This is a genomic window from Botrimarina colliarenosi (assembly GCF_007859955.1).
GTDB lineage: Bacteria > Planctomycetota > Planctomycetia > Pirellulales > Lacipirellulaceae > Botrimarina > Botrimarina colliarenosi.
The window spans coordinates 30,360-44,216 of sequence record NZ_SJPR01000008.1 but is presented as its reverse complement, the minus strand read 5'-3'; the positions used below and the strand labels follow the sequence as shown (position 1 = coordinate 44,216).

The following is a 13,857-nucleotide window of genomic DNA, read 5'->3' as shown; positions in this document are numbered from 1 at the left end:
TGCGGAGTAATCCGTCTCGCGCCCATTGCGCTTTCTGTCGTGCGCCATCGATAGCGACCGATAGTTCGGGAGTCCGACCGCGTCGCACTCCCCGGCGGCGCTCCCCCTCCCGCCGAGCCAACCGCCATGCTGACCATCGACGCCCCGGCCACGCAGGCCGCCTCTCCCCTCCACGAAGCCGTCTCCGCCGCCCTGGCGTCGAGCCCTTACGTGGCCGGTTCGCGTGTCCGCATCGAGGCGGGAGACGGCCGGGTCCGCCTGCACGGTGACGTCGGGACGTTCTTCGAGAAGCAGATGGCTCAGGAAGTCGCCCGTCGGATCGACGGCGTCCAGATGGTCGAGAACCTGTTGCAGGTCGCCTGGACCTGATCCTTCCGTAGGAGGCATTCCTACGGTTAATTGGCCTACGGTTAATTGGCCACGTTGCCCACGGACCGAACCGCATCTTGTCACAAATGACTTGGTGTTAAACGAGCCTGTGGCCGACGGTTCGCATTGTGACGGTCGGACTACGTAGGGGCCTGCAAAGCCCGCGTGGCGCGGCCGTCTGCTGTTTCGGGGCCTTAGAGTCTGCCCCGCCGGCAATTCCGGAGGCGTAGCGACCGCCCATTCGTCGCTGTGTCGCGACGGGCATTGACGCGCGGCGCGCCGAATGCCGATTCAGCCATCAGCGGGATGGCCCCGTATTCGGCTAAGGGAGGTTGATCGTGCGCGCACGCCTGAGTTGTCTCGTTGCGGTCGTCGCCCTGGCGTCGCCCGCCCTCGGGGCCGGCTACTACAACATGCCCACCTCGTGGCAACAGTGCCTGGGACTAGGGTGCGGCCCCGGCTACCACGCTCCGATGCTGCTCGGGCCGATGATGAAGTCAGGCATCGCGGCCCAGCGGGTGCAGCGGCTGCCCGCTGCACTTACGCCTCCGGCGTGCGGCGGTTTCGACGCGCCTAGCACCTGGATCGATGCGTCGACGTCGTCGAACGGCGGCCCCCTGGGCCAGGTAGGGCCCACGCTTTACCCGTCGTACTAAGCCCTTTCGCGTCGCTGGGTCGTGAGCGGGTACGCCGTCCCGGCTCTCCGAAATGGAAACGATCGCAACGCTCTCCTCGGCTACGGCTCGTTAGGCTGGAAGGGGATTACCCGCTGCCCCCCGGCCCACGAGGCGTCTGCTGTGCTGTGGTTTCTTACGCGTCTGGTGCTGCTGGCGGCTGCGGTCTTGTTGGGCGTCGGCTGGGTCCTGCGTGGCGCCTACCGCACGCGTCGGGCGCGGCGCGAAGCGACGCGCGCCGCCGCTTCGTTTGCGAAGCGCCGCCCGGAGCTCGCCGACGAGTTCCGCCGAGCGGCCCAAGCCACCGGCAAGCCACGCGGGCTCGTCTGGAAGCGGTGCGACTGGCTGCCGGCCGACGCGTTGCTGGTCCGCGACGTGGCGACCGGAGAGCTGATCGCCCTGGTTGGCGTCACGATCGCGTTCGAGGCCGAAGCAGGCGGCGGCATGGAAGAGGTCGAAGCCGTCGGCAATCTCCGCGACGCGACCGCGGTGTTCCACTGGCGCGACGGCCGCTGGCAGACCGAGGGTCGCACCGTCTTCAACCTGTCGCCCGAGCAGACCCGCCAGCGCTACGGCGTTAGCCTGGGCGATGTCTGAAGGGCGTCACGGGTTGGCGACTTCTTGCCACCGGACGATCCGCAGGCCCGGGACGGACTCGCCGTAATAGAGGGTCCGCGCTTCCTCGTCAGTGATCGGCCGATTGTAAAGCCGAACGTCGCGCAGGTCTCCCTCGAAGAGTTCATCCGTCGGCCAGTTGCTGCCGCCGATCCAATTGCCAGTGCGAGGGCCGGCTGTCGGTGGGGCTTGGGTCGCCGAGTGGATCAGCGCGCCGTTGCGGAACAGCTTCATCTCGCCGGCGGAGTTGATTGACATCGCGTAATGCCGCCAAACGCCGAGGTGCAGACCCCCGTCCGAGGTCGTCGAGGATCCGCTGCTGGCGATTCCGCGGAGCGAATTGGTCGTGCCATGCCGCCCCAGATCGATCTCTTTGGTGGTCCCCTCCGCGACCTGCAGGAACTTGGCGAAATTGTTGGTCGCGGTCGGCCGGGCCCAGGCGCTGATGGCTGCGCCGTCGGCGAAGTCGTCGTCGATGGTCGGCAACAGGACGACGTCGTCGTCGCCATCAAAATGCGCCGCCAGCTCGGTCGGCTTGGGGCCCGACTGGGCGAGAATCGGCGATCCGAGGTACGTCCCATGTCGGCTGAGCCCCGACGAGTCGGCGGCGACCGAGCCGCCGGTTTCGTCCAGCTTCCAATGGCCCACCAGGCCGAATATTTCGGCGATCTCGGCGGCGGTCAACTCGTAGCTGTAAACCCGCACGTCGTCGAGCGCGCCGTTGAACCGTTCGGCGGAGCCGGTCCTCGAGCCGAACGTAAGCGTAGCGGCGGGCTCGTTGTCGCAGCTGAAGCCGCCGGACGACACCAGTTGACCGTCGAGGTAGAGTTGGTGCGTGTCCTCGGTCGAGTTGTAGATGGCGACCAGGTGCCGCCATCCTCCCGCTTGCGCGACTCCACTCGCGGTCGTAAACGATCCCGTCGCGGGTCCAGCGAGATCGCAATAGATGGCGCCGTCGGCTTCGGTACGGATTTCCCATTGATTGGCGACCCCAAGCAGCCTCTCGGCGCTCGAAGGCTCGGCGTTTGGCCGGAACCAAAGGGCGACGCTGCCGACTGCTGGCGGGTCGAAGCTTTCGTCGGTGTTGGCGTCATTGGCGCCGTCGAATTCCAACGCCGCGCCGCGGACCCCGGTCACCCACGAGGCGGTTCCCGTGTTGAACGCCCCGTCATGGCCATGTCCCGTGACATCGGCGATCGTCGTGCCGGCGCCTTCGTCAAACGTCCAGTGGGCGATCAAGCCGCTTTGGACGAATTCGGCGATCTCGACGCCCGAGAGGCAGCGGTTGTAGATGCGGGCGTCGTCGATGTCACCAAAAGACGGGTACAACCCCCCGGGATTGCCGACGCCGATTCGCCACGGCGTGCTGGCATACTCTCGAGAAGTCGTTCCCGGAGTGAAGTTCGTCGTCGAGACTAGCTGGCCGTCGATGTAAATCTGGACGGTACCGTTGGTTCGACTCACCACGCCAGCGACGTGATAGAAGCGGCCGGGAGCGTAGGTGGTCTCGGTGGTCACCGCTTTGGCAAGGATGTTCCCGGCGAGCCAGTGGTCGATGTGGAACTGCTGTGAGCTGTTGTAGAAGATGCCGAGGTGATTGCCGTTCTTAATCAGGACGGAGTGAGCTAGCTCACTCCCAGTGCCAGAGGGGACGCGCTCCGGTCGGTAGTAAGCCATGACCGTGTAATCGTCTTCCTGGACGTCGTCTAACGGCTCGCTGCTCGGCGCGGTGAAATAGTCCTGCCCGTCGGTGTAGTCGAAGGCGTGGCCGCCGCCGTCCTGCCCGTTCGTCCAGTCAGCCGTTCCGGTGAGCGGGGCGTCGTTCCCCGAGAGCGAGCTGTCGGCCGCAGTCGTACCGGTTGCGTCGTCGAGCTTCCAATGGGCGACTAGGCCGTAGTGCTCGGCGATCTCCTCCGGGATCATCGCCCGGTTGTACAGAACGACGTCGTCCATCGAGCCGTTGAAGTAGCGAGCGGAGTGAGCCTCGTCGTGACCGATCAAGAAGTCGCCTGCGTCCGCAGTGAGTGGCGTCTCGGCTCCAAGGTTGGTCGAGTCGACCAGAACGCCATCGACGTAGAGCTTCAGATCGCCCGTGCCTTCGTCGTAAGTTCCGAGGTATTGCCTCCAACTGGTGATGTCATCGACGTCGTAACTCAGCCCATGATAGCTCCCGTTCGCGTGAACTTCGAAGCGGATTGTTGTCGTGTTGATCACGGGGTGGAGCACGAACTGGTCACGCTTGCTGACTAGCATGCCGTTCTCGTTCCACGTGCTCGTGGTGCTCTTTGCCCAGCAGCCTACCGAGACGGATTCGAGTGAATCCAAGCTGTTCGATGGGCTAACCACGACCTTGCCGGAGCTGCCATCGAAAGCAGCTGAAGTGCCTCGAACACCGCTACCTCCAAGCGTTGCGGAGCCTGCATAGGCTCCGTCGTTTCCTACTCCCGAGCTGTCAGCTGCCGTCGTACCGCTGCTTTCGTCAAGCATCCAATGCCCCACGAGACCATAGAGCTCTCGCACCTCCGTGTCGTTTAGCGCACGGTCATAAACGCGTGCGTCGTCAAGATAGCCGAGGAGTGGTCTGCCGCCGGCAGAAGAATCTCCTAACGACACAGTACGCGTTGATTGGACATCGAGGTCGCCTCCGAATGTGTGTGTCCAGGAGTTAATAAGTTCGCCGTCAACATAGGCACGCATGGTAGTGCCGTCGTACGTTCCGGCGACATGATGCCAACGGCCCGCAGTGACCACCCCCGTGGCCGTTCCGCGCCAGTCGAATCCACCTGTCGAGCGGATGCGGACCTGCAGGGCACCATATTCGTCAACAGCAATTCCCCACTCTTGTGTAGCGGCGGTATTGCCATTGCACTTGATGATCAGGCGTGAATCATTACTTAATGTCTCTACGTACACCCAGGTTGCCATCGTGATATCTCGGGCGACGTCGAATACCCCTGCATCGACGCGATCGGTTGAGCTCGAGTTGTTGAACCGCAATGAGCCGCCGCGCATCGCGTTGGTGGACCACGTTGGGCTATTCACGTGCGTGCCGTCGTTGCCGTTGCCTGAGCTATCCGCGGCGACCGTCCCGCTCGTCTCGTCGAACTTCCAATGGCCGATCAGACCTCCCCCGCTTGCCGCCCAGGCGATCGCTTGTTGAGTGAGGAGTTGACCGTTGGCGTTAAGGGCCGTCCAGGAGACGCTGTTCCACGGCAGCCGCACACGCCGCCCCTTGGCAACGCTGTTGCCGCTGTAGGTGTTGGCCAGTGCGGCGTTCGAATCCATGACGCCGAGACTCATCATCCCAAAGCTGCCCAACCCGAGCGTCGTTAATCCGCTTGCGAGCGTATTGCCGTTCTGCGCGCTCCCCTGGTTACTCGTAAAGAAGCTAACCGTTCCACTCGGCAGACCCGACGTGACCGGATGGGTAGTGTCCACGCTGTAGACGACATCCGTCGCGCCGTCGGTGTAGCCGTCGCCACTAGCAAAGCCAAATTCCGTATCGAGGTCAGGGACCTCCGAGACAACGCCGCAACTCGCCTCGCGGAGTTTGTAGAGAAGATCGAAAGGCTGGATCGTTCCCGACACATAAGCCATGTCGGCCGCCGCTAGGGCGGTATTGAAGTTGGCCTGACTCTCGTTGTCTTGGATCGTAGTGACCGTGTGGCCCCAGCCTTCAAACGAGGTCTTGCGGGCGGCTTCTTCCGTGCTGGGCGAACTGCCGGAGATCACGAGTAGAACGTTAGCGGCGTCCGCTTCAACAACGCACAACAAGACGGCCAGGAGAGAGAGGGCGTAGCGCAGCATGGCACGGTTTCTCTAGAGCCAAAGGGGTCTACCCCTAGGCTACGTTCCTCTGCCTTGTCACTCTCCCGACCTCCGTCATCAGGGGTAGCTCGGCTCCACCATGTGATGCGATTGGGCTGTTTATCCGGTTTGCGCCGGCGCACAAAAAAGGCGCCCCGACCGGTCGGTCGGGGCGCCTCGCGTCACTCCGCAGAAACGCATGCAAGGGTTCAGCCGCGACGGCGAGCCAACCCGGCCAGGCCAACGAGGGCCAGCACCGCAGCGGTCGGCTCGGGGACGAGCGTCAGGCTGATGTTGTCAAACTTGACGCCACCGGCGCCCGAGCCGAGGTCCGAGGGGCCACCCAAGCGGATGATGTCGAACTCGAACGCGGCGTTTTGCGTAACGTTGGCGACGATCGTGCTATTGATGTTGCCGTCTCCGTTGAGGTCAAGCGTGAACGTAACGTTCGAATCGGTGATGGCAGCCGTGTAGGTGTGCCAACCCGTGACCGAAGTCGCATCAGCAACCGGGGCGCCGAGGTCGTCGATGATATTGGGGAACGCGACGTAAACCGCGTCGCTGCCCCCGCCGAACAGAACCGTGCGGATGGCGTAATGCGACGGGCTGTTGTAGTGGCCCATCTCAATGATGTTCGCCCCTGCGGCGGCGCGGAGACCGGCGGTGTTGCGCTCGTTGTTGGAGTTGCCGTCGTCGTAGATGTCGGCCTGGAAGATCAGGGTCTCGCCCGGTCCGGGGTAGACCGAGGGGAAGCTGAGCGAGTTGGTGTTGGCGCCGGTGAAAGAACCGCCCGTGCCGGGGTGGTTGAGCGACTGGCCCGGGTTGCCGGCGGCCGTGTCGAGCGTGCCGTCGCCGAGCGACCAGACGCCGCCCAGAGCGGTGGTGTCGGCGTAGGACTCGAAGTCCTCGCTGACGATAACAGCGGCGCTACAGAGCGCCGGCGCCGCGAGTGCGGCGAGAGTGAGGGTCAGGATGCGTCTCATTGGGTCTACCTCAGGTTGGGATTGAGAACGTCGTGCAATGCCTTCTTAGCCTAATCTCTGTCGCTTCTTAGCCAAAATCAAAGCGTCAACGAATGCGCAGAGGTCTATCGTTCGTACGAGATCGATTCGCCGCCATCGCCAGAGCCCACGGCGACGTACACCTCGGGCTCGATGTCGTCACCGATGAAGTGAACGCTGCCGTCGCCATAGGCGAAGTTCGCTCCGCCGGGATGGAAGCTGCCGAAGAGCAACTCGTTGACACCCATCGTTTCGGGCGCGCCGGGCGGCGGCTGGATGGGGTCGTCAGGCTCCGTGTTGGCGAAGTAGCCGACCTGGTTGAGGTCGGCGTTAGGCGTCATCTCGCCCGTGATGTTCTTCGCCGAGTAGACGACGGTTCCCTGGATCGGCTCGTCGAACCCACCCCACCAGCCCTTCCCGTCACGCCACCGTTGGATCGCCTCGGTGTTGCTGAGCCCCGACGAGGCGAGGATCCAGTACCCTCCAACCGTCCAAGACCGCAGTTGATAGGTCCTCTCGCCGATCAGGAAGGTCTTGCTCAACCCGTCCGAAATCTGGGCGGCCTTCGCTCCCTTCTGGCACTGCATCATCCCGTCGAGATTGACGGCGGCGTAGGAATTGGTCCCCAAGTAATCTTCGCCCTGAACCGCGGTCGTCACGCGGGCCGGATTATCGAAGGTGTCATTACCACGGCTGAATGCGGAGCCCATGACGCCGCAATAGTTCGATCCCTTCCAGCCGTTCCCTTGCTCACTGCCGTTTGTCGCCGCACTGTCGATGTCGGAGGGGCAGACGAAGATCTCCGAGACACTCGTCAGCAGCGGCTGGATCGCCGTCATGTACGCGAGACCATTGCCGTAGGACGCGTTCGTCATCTGCGGGTCGTTCGCTTTCCGGTCGGCGACCGCGCTTTCGATCAGGTCGGCGGAGCCCGCTTCTTCCATGTACCGAAGCACGGCAACCTGCCAACTCAAACCGTTGACGCCCGTGCCGGGCTTCGTGTAAGTCATCGCCGGTGGGAAACGGTTGAAGGTGCTCTCGTAGTTGATGCAACCCAGAGCGCAGTTCTTCAGTCCATTAACACACGCGTTCCGGCGCGCCGCTTCGCGGGCGGCCTGGACGGCAGGAAGCAACAACGCGACCAGGATGCCGATGATCGCGATCACGACGAGTAACTCCACCAGCGTGAAGCCCGCGATGGGCTCCGTTCCCTTCTGATCACGCCTTTGCATATCGACTCCGTGTGACAAATGGCCGCGTTCCCGATGCGGTCCGCCTAGGGTCCACCCCGCAGAAACACAGTAAATCTCTCTTGTTCAGTTGCGGCGCGTAGCGGCCGCAGCGATTCCGAATAGCGCCAAGAAGGCGGTGACGGGCTCGGGCACGGCCGAAGCGGTGGCCGTCGCGACAGCACCGTAGTTCGACGCCCACAGGTCGTAGTCGCTGCCCATTCCGCTGGGGCCGTCAATGATCAGGTTGCCATTGCCGTCGGCGCGGAGGTCTTCTGTTGACCCGAGCGTGTCACGCCAGACGGTGTAGTCGGCGGCGTTGACCATGCCGTCGCCGTTGTAGTCGCCGGTCAGCACCGCATCGACCTCAACGAGCGACAGCTTGAGGTTGTCGAAGATCATGCCGCCGTAGAAGCCGTTGCCGCCGGACGCGATCCCTGACGGGCCGCCCATCCGCAGGCTGTTGTAGCCATTCGAGCCGGTCGTAATGTTGTAAGTCACTGTCGCGTCGACGCCCGGTGTATCCGTCCCGTCGTTGATGACGCCGTCGCGGTAGAGGTCCATCTCGTAGGTGATCGTCGTCGGTGTGATAATCGCCCGGTAGGTCGCCCACGCCTCGCCGATGTCGCCAATCGTAACGACCTCGTCGAGATCGTCCGCACGATCGAGTTCGATCGGCAATTCGAAGTATTGCCAGTTCGGGTTGGCCTCGTCCCCCTCGGCCGCCGGGAATAGAATCGTCCGGTTGGCGTAGCCAATTGGGTCTTCGTTGTACTGGCCGAGCTCGATGAGGTTCTGGGGGGAGGTGCTTCGCAGGCCGATGCTCATCCGCTTATTGCCAAAGCCGCCGATATCGAACATGTCGCCCTCGACCACAATGGTCTGCGTTGCCGAAGGTGAGATCGGATTGCCGCCATTGAGCGAGGCGAGGTCGATCTGGACGACGCCGCCGCCGCGGTGCTCAACGCCCTGGCCGCCCGTCGGATACGCCCGGGCGCCGACCGCTTGCGGGTCGAGGTCGTCGGCGGTGATGAACTCGGTGAAGGTCTCATCGACCAACTGCCCATTGGCGCCGGCGGCTGCCCAGACGGCGTTGAGGGCCGACGTGTCGGCGTAGCTTTCAAAGTCGTCGTCAATCAGCACCGTGGTGACCGCCAAGGCGGGCGCGGTGAGCCAAGTCGTGGCGAGGGCCAGGGCACAGAGGGGTCCGATCTTCATAGCGGTAGATCCTTGGGCGGGTCGCGGAGCCGAGCGGGTTAAATCCCGGCTAATTTTCAGTGAGGAGTCGCGTGTTTCGCCGACATCCCCGTCTTGCGGGGATCGGGGAGTGTCACTTCTCATCTTAGGCAACGGCGAAAAAATCCGCCCCTTTGCCGTGCGCAAGACTGTCATGAATACGCGCATTTCCGATCGAGCCGCGAACGTACGGCAAGCCGCGACCGCTCAAGTGCCGGTATTGCCGAACGCGGATCGAATAGATCGGAAATGGGACGCAGCGATGAACGTCGGCGGGTTGGAGTAGTTAGCCGGAAGACGCAATGCCGACGATTCGACATCGTGTTGTCATAACGGGTCGCCACCGTGCGGGCCGCGCGGACACCCGGCAGAAAACGCCCCCGGCAGACCGCGTCTGCCGGGGGCGTTTGAGGATTGTCTTTCTGGTGAATCTCGCCGTGCGGTGAGACCCACGCCGCGTCATTCAGAACTGGATGATGCCCGAATTCGGGTCACCCTCGTCGTTGCGGATCGCGTTGAGACGGTGGGCGTCGACTTCGATGTCGTACGACACTTGGTGCACCGACCCGTCGCAGTAGGCCATGTTCAGCCCGCCTGCGTGGGGGCTGCCGAACGCTGAAAGCGGCTTGAATTGGTTGTCGTTGCTGTCCGGCGACGGCTGATAGTCGGAGGGGTCTTTGGCTCCGAGACCGAAGATCTGGCTCCCTTGGCGCCAAGCCATCCGCTGATTGTCCCACTCGAAGCCGACGTACATCGACTGGTTGTCGCCCCACCGAGCGATATCGCCCGAGCCGTAGACGCCGTTGTCATCGTACGCCTTCGGAGCGACGAACTTCTCTCCGATTATGTAGGTCTTGCTCAGACCGTCGGGGATCTGGCTCGCTTTCACTTCGCTGCGGAAGTTTATGACGCCGTTCTGGTAGTACGGATTCGCAAAGAAGGTCCCACCGACCGACGACGTGTCGGGCCATTTACTCCACGTTTTTGCTGCTGTGAGTGAACTGGGCGTGAGGCCTGCCTGGTCAAAGTCGGGTCCGCCGCCGTAGCCCGAGGAAGCTGTGCAGACCGACGTTCCGGTGTTGCCGGCGTAGTCGCCTTTTGCTGCGGGGCTTCCGTTGGTGAAACTGAAGTCGGTACTGCCAACATTGGTGCTGATTCCGATCGCGACCGATCGCCGACTGGGGCAGTTGAAGACGCCGACCGGGGTTCTCAGTAGTTGCAGGATGTCGGTTCGCCAAGCCGCGGTGCCGGGGTCCTTGCCACGACCGAGGTCGCGGAGGCCGTTCTCTTCGAGATAGCTGAAGACGCTGTAGTACCAGCTTCCGGGCTGGTTCTTGCCGTAGCCGCTGTTCGGTTCGGCGAGGAACTTCGTGCCCCAACCACCGGAGGGGAAAAAGCCATGGGTGTCTTCGTGCAGCAGACAGGCGAGGCCCATCTGCTTGAGCTGGTTCTTACACTGGGTGCGCCGCGCCGCTTCACGAGCGGCCTGAACGGCGGGCAGCAGGAGGGCCACCAGGATGCCGATGATGGCGATAACGACGAGGAGTTCGACCAAGGTGAAGCCTTGGCGACGGGTCGTTTCTTGGGGGGAGGGAACTCGCATCAGGCGTCGCGCTGGGGCGTCCTTGTGTGGCGAAGGCGGGTGTTTGCTCGTTCCGATGACGGGTTGGCCACGGAACTGCTCGTCTCAATGAAACCGGCGGGGGGCGTGACGCCCCCCGCCGGGTCGCATACGAATCGCTTCAATCAACGACGACGACCGGCCAACGCGGCCATGCCGGCCAACGCAAGGAAGGCGGCGGTAGGCTCGGGGATCGCGGTAACGGTTAGGTTGTCGTAGATCACAAAGTTCGGGCCGACCGAGTCAAACGGGTCGGTGTAACCCAGGCCGACCAAGCCATCCGACGAACCGGTGTTCGGGACTTGGATGATCGGCGTACCATCGAGGAAGTAGGTCACGGTATCGGCAACCGTGATGGTGAGCGTCGTCCAGATGTTGGTCGGCGAGCCCGGAACCTCGGTGTTCGGGTAGAGCGACAGGTAGGGTTCGGTTGCCGAGTTCGTGGTGTTCGTCGGGTTCAGGTAGACCGGGTCGCCCGAGGGGATCGCAGCATTGCCCGGGGCCGAGGTGCGATAGTCCGAACCGCTGCCACCTTCGCCGGTGATCGACACGTAGTAACCGTTGTCGGTCGTCGGTGTGAAGATCGAGAGGAAGTCGGTCGATGAACCGGCGACGCCCACGTGAGCGAACTCGGTGGTGCCGGAGGCGCCCAGGTTCACGCCCATGTACATATCGACGTCAATGCGGTAGCTGCCCGCGATCGAGAGGTTGTTGAACGCGGTGATGTGATCCTCTTCGGTCGTGGTTGCGCCTTCCTCGCCCTCTTCGGTGTCGTTAACCGTCATCCGGAGGCCGCCAACGTCGCCCGGCAAAGAGCGGGGAGCCAACGGGATTCCAGCCGCAACGTAGTCGTAGGCGAAGGCGATGGTGCCGTCAAAAACTCCGTCGCCCGAGGCGCCGTTGCTGTCGTCAACGACCGTGTAATTGGCGGAGGTGTCGGTCTCGAAACTATCCGAGATTTGAGCCATCGCCGGAGAGGCGACGAAGCCCAGTGTGGCCGCGAGTGCCACCATCCAAAGGTGCCGAATCATGAGTACTTGACCTCAGAGAAACAGGAAACAGGAAGAAAGCCGTACCGAAAGTGTCGTCATCCACGCCGCCGGAGCGACGCCGCCTAATTCAGCTGCTACGACGCAGCAGCCCGAGGGCTGCTGCGGTCGCAAGAAGGATCGAAGTGGGTTCGGGGATCGCGACCGAGGCGCCGGACGAGGCGCCGGCTCCGTAGTTACTGGTCCAAACCTCATAGTCGCTGCCGGCGCCGGCCGGGCCGTCAACGATCAGGTTGCCGTTGCCGTCGGCCCGCAGGTCGGTTGTTGAGCCCAACGTGTCACGCCAGACCGTGTAGTCGGCCGCGTTGACGAGACCATCGCCGTTGTAGTCGCCTTCTAGGGCCAGGAGTTGCTCGATCGAGAAAGTGCCGGCGCTCGACGTGGTCGCGACCGTGCTTCCGCCGAGCGAGAAGTACTCGAGGCTCTCGTTGACGTTCCCGGTATAGTAGACGTTGCCGGCGGCGTCGGTCTTCACCTGGGAGTACGAACCCGACGAACCAGCCACGCCGGCGTCGATCGGAACAATGTTCGTGATGAAGTCGTCGGTCGTGTCTCCGGGCGTCCCATTGTCGTCGACGTCGATGACCGGGATGCCGTTCGCGTCGAGCGGGATCGCCAAGATCTTGGCGCCCAGGCCGCTGTTTAGCCCCAGGTACGGGTTGTTATCGCCGGCTACGAGGCGTCGCTGGACATACATGACGGTATTGTCGGGCGAGAACGAGACGTTGTGCGCCTGACGGAAAATGTCGTTAATGCCGAGGCTGTTCACAACGGCTTCGTCGTCGGTGTAGCCGTCGAGTCCATTGTCGATCGAGAACTGCTTCGAAGCCCAATCGACTTGGATGTCACGTCCGTCGCCGCCCGGGCCCTCGGGGGTGAGGATGACGAGGTTTGACGAATCGTCGCCGTTTGAACGGGCGCCCGACAGGTACCACTTGTCGAAGTGTGCGTTGTACTGAGCGTTGGCGGTGACGCCGATGTTGTAGTCAAGGAACACCGGGCTGCCGTCGGAGTGCGTGCCCGCCGGGTTCAACGAGAAGCTGGGGAAGGTGACGCCCGAAGTGTTCTTGTCCTGCCCGGTAGAGGTGTAGAGGTCGCCGGGGGCGATCGTCAGTTCGGGCCGGACAGTCGACCCGCTAGTCTGCGATCCGAAGTTCCACGTCCAGATGGCGTTGCCGTCATTCAGGCCCGCGGTGTCCGACGTGAAGAGCTTGTCGGCGTCGAGGTCCTCATCCATGGCGGACACTACCAAGTCGACACCATAGGTGCCTCGAGCCTGAGGCTCGCCGTTGATCGAACCGTGCTGGTAAAAAGGACCACTGCCATCGACTTGGATTTTTCCTCCCGAGCCGATGGTTGTCTGCGCCGAATCAGCGGTTGGAGCAAAAAGGTAAGCGCCCGTCGTCAAGTCATTCGAGATGTAAGCCAACCCCGCTTGGCCCGGGAAATTGGACCAGTCGCTGGCGATCAGGTTCCCTGCGTCATCCATCCCGATGCGGTAGAAAGCGCTCGAGCTCTTGTAACCCTGGTTGTCGCCGAGGGCGAAGGTTGATGCGAACGGTTCGGGCAGCTTGGCCAGCGCGGGATCGTTGGGGTCCGACGGAACCGACCAGGTCGGCAGATCGACGCCAACGCGGTCAGCTGTCAGCGAGTAGATCCCGTTGCCCATCGTCCGGGACCCGACGGTGATCGGATTGACGCCGTTGAGTCCGCGATTCTGGTTGACGTAGATCGTACCGAAGTACGGGCTCGACGGGATGTTGTTGATCGCTAAGCCGCCAGGACGATCGAAGCCAGCCCAGGGATTGGCGGACTGGTCAATAGCGTTGTAGCCGGCGGGTGCGCTGTCTTTGACGACGATGTCGTAAGCGCTCGCGGCGCCTAGGCTGAACGTGTGCCGGCCCTGTGTTAGAGACCCGAGGTTGAGCGTGCCGCCGACGTTCAGGTTGATCGAAACGTCAGCCGCGTCCTCGTTCAAGACGAACTCGACTTGCCCGCCACCGATGTCCCGCAGACCTGACGCATACGACGCGGCGAATCCTGTCTGAGGAAGGCTGACTACTAGCCCCAGGGCTGCAGCAACTATCGTGCAAAGCTTCATCTTGGGTGTTTCCTACTAAAACGGAGGGAATCTCTATGAGGCTGCAGGGCTGCCGTGGATGACAGCGCGGTCGGTAGCTATTTCTGTAGTGCTCGGAAATTCGTCATTTCTTTATGCTACCGACAAAACTGCTACCTTTTGCATCTCTTATGCGC

At 62.8% G+C, this 13,857-nt stretch carries 11 protein-coding genes; 4 read left to right on the top strand and 7 right to left on the bottom strand.

The genetic code is table 11. From position 1 onward, the window contains the following. The first annotated feature begins 126 nt into the window (after positions 1 to 126). From Pla108_RS19020 to Pla108_RS19010, 3 genes are all read left to right on the top strand, one after another. The gene (locus Pla108_RS19020) at positions 127 to 369 is read left to right on the top strand and encodes a BON domain-containing protein (protein WP_146446565.1); all 243 of its coding nucleotides are present in this window, start codon (positions 127 to 129) and stop codon (positions 367 to 369) included. 338 nt (positions 370 to 707) lie between these two features. Continuing rightward, on the top strand, positions 708 to 1,025 hold the full coding sequence (locus Pla108_RS19015) for a hypothetical protein (protein ID WP_146446564.1): 318 nt from the start codon (positions 708 to 710) through the stop codon (positions 1,023 to 1,025). A gap of 141 nt (positions 1,026 to 1,166) precedes the next feature. Continuing rightward, positions 1,167 to 1,640, top strand: coding sequence for a hypothetical protein (locus tag Pla108_RS19010; protein WP_146446563.1), 474 nt, complete (start codon positions 1,167 to 1,169; stop codon positions 1,638 to 1,640). Positions 1,641 to 1,646: 6 nt separating this feature from the next. Here Pla108_RS19010 and Pla108_RS19005 read toward each other — a convergent pair whose 3' ends face one another. The 4 genes from Pla108_RS19005 to Pla108_RS18990 form a co-directional block, all read right to left on the bottom strand. Further along, positions 1,647 to 5,465 carry a LamG domain-containing protein gene (locus Pla108_RS19005; RefSeq protein ID WP_146446562.1) on the bottom strand — a complete coding sequence of 1,273 codons (3,819 nt, stop codon included), beginning with the start codon at positions 5,463 to 5,465 and terminating at the stop codon, positions 1,647 to 1,649. A 209-nt stretch (positions 5,466 to 5,674) separates the two neighbouring features. Next, on the bottom strand, positions 5,675 to 6,448 hold the full coding sequence (locus tag Pla108_RS19000) for a hypothetical protein (protein WP_146446561.1): 774 nt from the start codon (positions 6,446 to 6,448) through the stop codon (positions 5,675 to 5,677). A gap of 104 nt (positions 6,449 to 6,552) precedes the next feature. Then, positions 6,553 to 7,698 (bottom strand): DUF1559 family PulG-like putative transporter, encoded by a 1,146-nt coding sequence (locus Pla108_RS18995; RefSeq protein ID WP_146446560.1) that lies wholly within the window; start codon positions 7,696 to 7,698, stop codon positions 6,553 to 6,555. Positions 7,699 to 7,782: 84 nt separating this feature from the next. Next, on the bottom strand, positions 7,783 to 8,913 hold the full coding sequence (locus Pla108_RS18990) for a hypothetical protein (protein WP_146446559.1): 1,131 nt from the start codon (positions 8,911 to 8,913) through the stop codon (positions 7,783 to 7,785). Positions 8,914 to 9,022: 109 nt separating this feature from the next. Between Pla108_RS18990 and Pla108_RS21090 the strand changes: the two genes are divergently transcribed. Next, complete coding sequence (locus tag Pla108_RS21090) at positions 9,023 to 9,217, top strand: hypothetical protein (RefSeq protein WP_197526709.1); 195 nt, start codon at positions 9,023 to 9,025, stop codon at positions 9,215 to 9,217. 177 nt (positions 9,218 to 9,394) lie between these two features. On the opposite strand, the gene Pla108_RS18985 is transcribed toward Pla108_RS21090, so the two are convergent. From Pla108_RS18985 to Pla108_RS18975, 3 genes are all read right to left on the bottom strand, one after another. Next, positions 9,395 to 10,534 (bottom strand): DUF1559 family PulG-like putative transporter, encoded by a 1,140-nt coding sequence (locus Pla108_RS18985; protein ID WP_146446653.1) that lies wholly within the window; start codon positions 10,532 to 10,534, stop codon positions 9,395 to 9,397. A gap of 143 nt (positions 10,535 to 10,677) precedes the next feature. Then, a complete protein-coding gene (locus Pla108_RS21085; protein ID WP_197526708.1) occupies positions 10,678 to 11,520 on the bottom strand; it encodes a hypothetical protein in 843 nt (280 codons plus the stop codon). Between the two features lie 151 nt (positions 11,521 to 11,671). Further along, positions 11,672 to 13,702, bottom strand: a complete 2,031-nt coding sequence (locus tag Pla108_RS18975; RefSeq protein WP_146446558.1) for a hypothetical protein — start codon at positions 13,700 to 13,702, stop codon at positions 11,672 to 11,674. Positions 13,703 to 13,857 lie beyond the last annotated feature (155 nt).